The following is a 4,391-nucleotide window of genomic DNA, read 5'->3' as shown; positions in this document are numbered from 1 at the left end:
ATTACGGACCTCGATGGGCGCGAGGTCACGTTTGGACAACGCCCAGGTGAGCTGCGGGTGTTCCTCAGAGCGCAGGATCTCATGCGAGCCGTGGCCTCTCCCGGCAACCACGCGGTACCCGAGTTCACGCTCCAGTAGCCTTCGCATGCGCTTGCCGGAGAGCGCCGGGAACCCAGGGACGTTGACCACGGACTGAGGTTAGGCGCGCCCACCGACGCGGCGCAGGCCACCTGTGGAGAAGACCGCCACTCCTCCCCTGCGCAGACAAGGAAGGAACGGCGACGCCGCGTCACCACACGCCCCAGTTGGCAGAGCTGCCGAAGCCGCGCATCGGCATCGGCGCCTCCGGGTTGGGCGCACGGTCAGCCTCGGAGAATTCGACGGCGTCGACCCTCTCCCTGGGCAGGCCGCGCTGTGGGGGTCCCGAGCCGGGGGCGTAGAAGCCCTCGTCGGAGCCCCGGGCCAGTAAGGCCTTGAGGTTGAACTTGAACATGATGCTGGTTCTTTCTGTGATCCGGGCCAGGAGGGATCCTGGCCTGAAGTGGGGACATGGGTATTGCACGGACCGCGAGCGAGCCTATGGCGAGGGTCAGACGTGCCTTGCGGCCAGCTGCTCTACCAGCTGAGCTACCAGGGCAGACGCTCCGAAGGGGACGCGAAGCCGCGAACCGATCGGTGACAGGGGTTGCCAACGCCTGTTCGGCTCGCTCGGAGGTCTTGGCTCCTGGCTACGGCCGGGAGCGAAGGAGTGCCGCGAGGCGGGCGTGTCGCCCTACCGCGAGGCGGGCTGGGTGGCGCGGCTAGGAGCGCGCGGTCGGCTGGCCCTCAGGCCCGCCGAGATCTTCACCGCGGACGGACGTGAGGTGCTCCGACGCAATGGCTGCAAAGCCGCGTCGCAAGGAGTTGTGATCTCGCATGGTGCACCCCTTTCTGTCGTCTCGTCGGTGTTCGATGCTGTGTCCGTCGGTGGACACAAACGACGACGGTAGGGCTGGCACCAGGGGCGGCGCAAGGGACTTCGCCAAACCGTACAGTTAGGCGCGCACCAGGTCCACCCTCGACCCTGTCGCCGCCGCGATGCGCGCCAGCGTGGCGACGGTGGGGTTGGCGTGCCCGCGCTCGATGCGGCTGACCTCGGCTTGCTGGACGGATGCGGCAGACGCGAGTTGCACCTGCGTCAGGCCCGACGCCTTGCGGGCGCGGGCGACGGCGGCGCCGATCGCCCGACGCGCGGCTACCTCGGCGCGAAACTCAGCCGACACGGCGTCATGAACGCGAGCGGCATCGTCGCTCCACCCCTGGCGAAGCTCGGCTGACAGCGATTCGTACGAGCGCGACATGGCGACCTCCCTTTGGAGCAAGTATGTGCTTGACCACATATTGCGTCAAGCCCTCTGTTGTCGTTTCCAGTCTGCTAGGACACGCCGGGCTGCGGAGATCTCGCGTTGTTGTCGTCTTCCAGACGGATCCTTGCCCTTGTCGTATCCGCCCAGCAAGAGCACCACCCGCCCACGCTCAAACGCGCAGAAAACCCGGAGAAGCACAGGCTGCCTCCCACCGCGTGTGCGCACCACACCAGTGAGCTTCAGGATCGCGTCGAGACTCTTGCGGATGCGGAACTCGTACAGCCCGCGCCCCAGAGCCTTTCCCCACTCGGACTCGCAGATCGCCTGGCCTTCGACGGCGAGCACCTCCCTGACAGCCACGTCAAGTACCGCTTGCTCGTATTCGTGGAGAGAACGAGCGAAACGCGCGAAGTCCTCGCTCGCCACCTCGACGTGCCACGGGCCCTCCATTCTGCCGATGCTGGCACAGGCCGGCGTGGTGGCCGGGGTTCTCCTCAGCGGCGATGCGGAGTCGGGGGAGAAGGCTAGTCACTCACCGTGTCGATCACGCCGCGACAGCCCACCTGCTGCAAGGCAAAGCGCGCGACAGGTACGCGGCATCCACATCGAACTCCATCACGTACCCCACCCCCGCGTGCGGCACGTTCCACTCACGAGCGATCTTGGTCGCGTACCACTCATTCAGCACGGGGTAGAAGATCGGCTGCTCGGGCAGACGCGGCGGCCACGCAAGCCAGCCCGATGCTTCCACCAGGTCGCGTTCCGCCTGGCCCGTGGGACGTTGCAGGCGGACGACGCTCAGACTGGGTTCGGCGGTCGTGGCACGAGGCGAGCGGGCGCTGCGCGCGTGGACCGCCGCCCGAGCGCAAACGTAAACTCCAGCCATGCGCAAACTCACATGGCGCGAACCGACCACAGCAGAGCGGTCGGTCGCGGACGACTGGATCGCCGCATGGAACCTCGTTACCGGCGCCGACGCCACGCTCCCCAATGACCTGCAGGCCGCATCGAGTTGCAGCTGCGGGACGTGCCCAACCTTTGCGCTTCGCCCGGTCGAACTTCGCGATCCCGAGAGGCAAGAACGACCGCTCCTGGTTGAGGGCGGCGTACGCGCGGCCGACGGTTCTACGCTGGCGGGACTCATCGCGTTCTGGGACGACTCCGTTCTCGAGATCGAGGTCTACCCCTTCGCGGACGACGTTGTCCGGCTCGAAGAGGTGACGGTGGAGATCGACGCACCCGGCTCGGCCCAGTGACTCACTGGCACCCACCGCTAGCGAGCATGCCCGCGTCCCCGGGGTCGGCGATAGTGAACTTCGTCGCCGACGTGGCAAGCACGATCAGCCGAGCGTCGATCCCCGTCGCCGCCCGGTGGCGCGCGGGCGCCAACCGCATCGACAGCGCGCGGTCCGTGAAAGCAAGAACCAACACCAGACCAGCCGACGCCTCACGCGGGCTGAGCAGGATGCCTGCCACCGCGCCGAACGCCATCGAACCCGGCACGTCGAGCGCGATGGGCGTGCGCTTGCCAATCAGGTCCACGACCGAGAACGACGCGCAAAACGCTCTGTCACGACGGCCGAGGATACCGATTTGCCGGGGCAGTTGACCGGTCAGCGCACCACGCGCGCGCTGCCCCTAGCGGTAGTCGTTCCTGTCGATACTGGCCTCGAGTTGCCGTCGGCCAAGGTTCGTGTTCCAGATTTTTCGCGGCCGAGTTGGTTGCAGCGACCCTCCCTGCCTCAGCGCGTCACGGTCGAACCACGCGACCGTTTCTACCTTCGCCGACAGACTCGGGCGGTCGCGGTGCGCGTCGTGCAACTGGTCAAGCACCGGCACCAGATCCGTATCCCGAGACGCCAGCACCACGAGATCAATGTCGTCGCGCTGGGCCTGCCTGACACACTCAAGCGCGCACAGCACGTCGATGCCCTTTTCCTGCGGCTTCGAGCCCGACGCGAGGAGCTTGCGACCCGCCTCGTCCGTCACGACGCGACCGTGCTCGTCGTACTGGTAAGTGTATTTCAACTCGCGCAGCGTCACCACGGCTCCGTCAGCGCGCCACTGCGTCGCTTGAGAAGTATTGCGGGTGTAGTACGTCGGCTCATGCTGTGCACTTGGTCGACCACGAAACACCAGCACCTTCGACAGTTCCGCATGGGGGTAGCCCTCGCGCTGCCTGTCGTTGCGCTCGCGGATCGCGGCGCGGGCGAACTGCATCGGATGAATCAAGTACTCACGCAGATCGCCTTGTGGATCGAACGTGCCTCGTGCCATCCGATGCACATTCTCGTAGTCGATCACGACCGCCGTGCGAAGCGCCATTGCCCCACCCTCCCCAATAGAAAAAATCCCCGCCAATCCGAAGACGACGGGGAGTAATGCGTCTAGTTTCGCCATCCCCGTGGACGTTGTCAACTTTTCGCGTTGACTCATAGAAAACCTCCGCGTAGCACCATGCGTTGCCTCATCTGAAAACCTCCGCTTCGGCGTGGTTCGAGACGTGGGTGATGGATGTGGGATACACCCGTTTCTTTGGAGCTGACAATGACGCAACGGCAGGCGGTGACGAACAAGAAGGCGCTCGCGTATCGGAGCGCCGACCGGGCCGGTAAGGGCCGGATACTAACCGAGCTGGTTGAGTTGACCGGGTGGCATCGCGACTACGCCCGGGCGGCGTTGCGGGCCGCGTTGACGCTCAAGGTGGTGAAGCCCAGGGCGGGGCGGGCGCCGACCTACGGTCCGGCCGTGACGAGGGCTCTGGTGAAGTGCTGGGCGGTGCTGCGGGCGCCAGCCGGGAAGCGCCTCGCGCCGATGCTGGGGATGTTGGTGCCGTTGCTGCGCCGCGACAACGAGCTCGGTCTCAGCGACGCCGAGGCGGCCCTGCTGGTGCGCATCAGCGCGGCGACGATCGACCGGCGGCTCGCACCGGAGCGGGCGAAGCTGCTCTCCCGCGGCCGGTCGCATACCAACCCAGGGACGCTGCTGAAGTCGCAGATCCCGATCCGCACCTGGGCCGACTGGGACGACGCGGTCCCCGGGTGC

8 protein-coding genes and 1 pseudogene are annotated in these 4,391 nt (G+C 66.5%); 2 read left to right on the top strand and 7 right to left on the bottom strand.

The window, feature by feature from the left end:
- The 5 genes from QZZ29_RS00045 to QZZ29_RS00025 form a co-directional block, all read right to left on the bottom strand.
- Positions 1-189, bottom strand: a 189-nt coding sequence (locus tag QZZ29_RS00045) for a hypothetical protein (protein WP_291380386.1), incomplete at its 3' end; no start/stop codon positions are given.
- Positions 190-289: 100 nt separating this feature from the next.
- On the bottom strand, positions 290-493 hold the full coding sequence (locus QZZ29_RS00040) for a hypothetical protein (protein ID WP_291380385.1): 204 nt from the start codon (positions 491-493) through the stop codon (positions 290-292).
- A gap of 541 nt (positions 494-1,034) precedes the next feature.
- A complete protein-coding gene (locus QZZ29_RS00035) occupies positions 1,035-1,340 on the bottom strand; it encodes a helix-turn-helix transcriptional regulator (RefSeq protein WP_291380384.1) in 306 nt (101 codons plus the stop codon).
- 45 nt (positions 1,341-1,385) lie between these two features.
- The gene (locus QZZ29_RS00030) at positions 1,386-1,796 is read right to left on the bottom strand and encodes a hypothetical protein (protein WP_291380383.1); all 411 of its coding nucleotides are present in this window, start codon (positions 1,794-1,796) and stop codon (positions 1,386-1,388) included.
- Between the two features lie 94 nt (positions 1,797-1,890).
- Positions 1,891-2,232, bottom strand: a complete 342-nt coding sequence (locus tag QZZ29_RS00025) for a hypothetical protein (protein ID WP_291380382.1) — start codon at positions 2,230-2,232, stop codon at positions 1,891-1,893.
- On the opposite strand from QZZ29_RS00025, the gene QZZ29_RS00020 reads away from it, so the two are divergent.
- Positions 2,231-2,602 (top strand): hypothetical protein, encoded by a 372-nt coding sequence (locus tag QZZ29_RS00020; RefSeq protein ID WP_291380381.1) that lies wholly within the window; start codon positions 2,231-2,233, stop codon positions 2,600-2,602. The two genes, QZZ29_RS00025 and QZZ29_RS00020, sit on opposite strands and share 2 nt — an antisense overlap.
- Before the next feature lies 1 nt (position 2,603).
- On the opposite strand, the gene QZZ29_RS00015 is transcribed toward QZZ29_RS00020, so the two are convergent.
- On the bottom strand, positions 2,604-2,888 hold the full coding sequence (locus QZZ29_RS00015; protein ID WP_291380380.1) for a hypothetical protein: 285 nt from the start codon (positions 2,886-2,888) through the stop codon (positions 2,604-2,606).
- Between the two features lie 96 nt (positions 2,889-2,984).
- Complete coding sequence (locus QZZ29_RS00010) at positions 2,985-3,671, bottom strand: NYN domain-containing protein (protein WP_291380379.1); 687 nt, start codon at positions 3,669-3,671, stop codon at positions 2,985-2,987.
- A gap of 222 nt (positions 3,672-3,893) precedes the next feature.
- Here QZZ29_RS00010 and QZZ29_RS00005 point away from each other — a divergent pair.
- Positions 3,894-4,391: pseudogene (locus QZZ29_RS00005) on the top strand (integrase); the annotation flags it as partial.

This window comes from Demequina sp., from assembly GCF_016278765.1.
Lineage (GTDB): Bacteria > Actinomycetota > Actinomycetes > Actinomycetales > Demequinaceae > Demequina.
The sequence above is the reverse complement of the archived record's forward strand: the minus strand, read 5'-3'. Positions and strand labels throughout refer to the sequence as shown.

What these genes read in the sequence shown, in the direction of transcription:
- QZZ29_RS00035 (WP_291380384.1), bottom strand. Translation starts at nt 1,340, where the DNA reads ATGTCGCGCTCGTACGAATCGCTGTCAGCCGAGCTTCGCCAGGGGTGG.
- QZZ29_RS00040 (WP_291380385.1), bottom strand. Translation starts at nt 493, where the DNA reads ATGTTCAAGTTCAACCTCAAGGCCTTACTGGCCCGGGGCTCCGACGAG.
- QZZ29_RS00010 (WP_291380379.1), bottom strand. Translation starts at nt 3,671, where the DNA reads ATGGCGCTTCGCACGGCGGTCGTGATCGACTACGAGAATGTGCATCGG.
- QZZ29_RS00030 (WP_291380383.1), bottom strand. Translation starts at nt 1,796, where the DNA reads ATGGAGGGCCCGTGGCACGTCGAGGTGGCGAGCGAGGACTTCGCGCGT.
- QZZ29_RS00020 (WP_291380381.1), top strand. Translation starts at nt 2,231, where the DNA reads ATGCGCAAACTCACATGGCGCGAACCGACCACAGCAGAGCGGTCGGTC.
- QZZ29_RS00025 (WP_291380382.1), bottom strand. Translation starts at nt 2,232, where the DNA reads ATGGCTGGAGTTTACGTTTGCGCTCGGGCGGCGGTCCACGCGCGCAGC.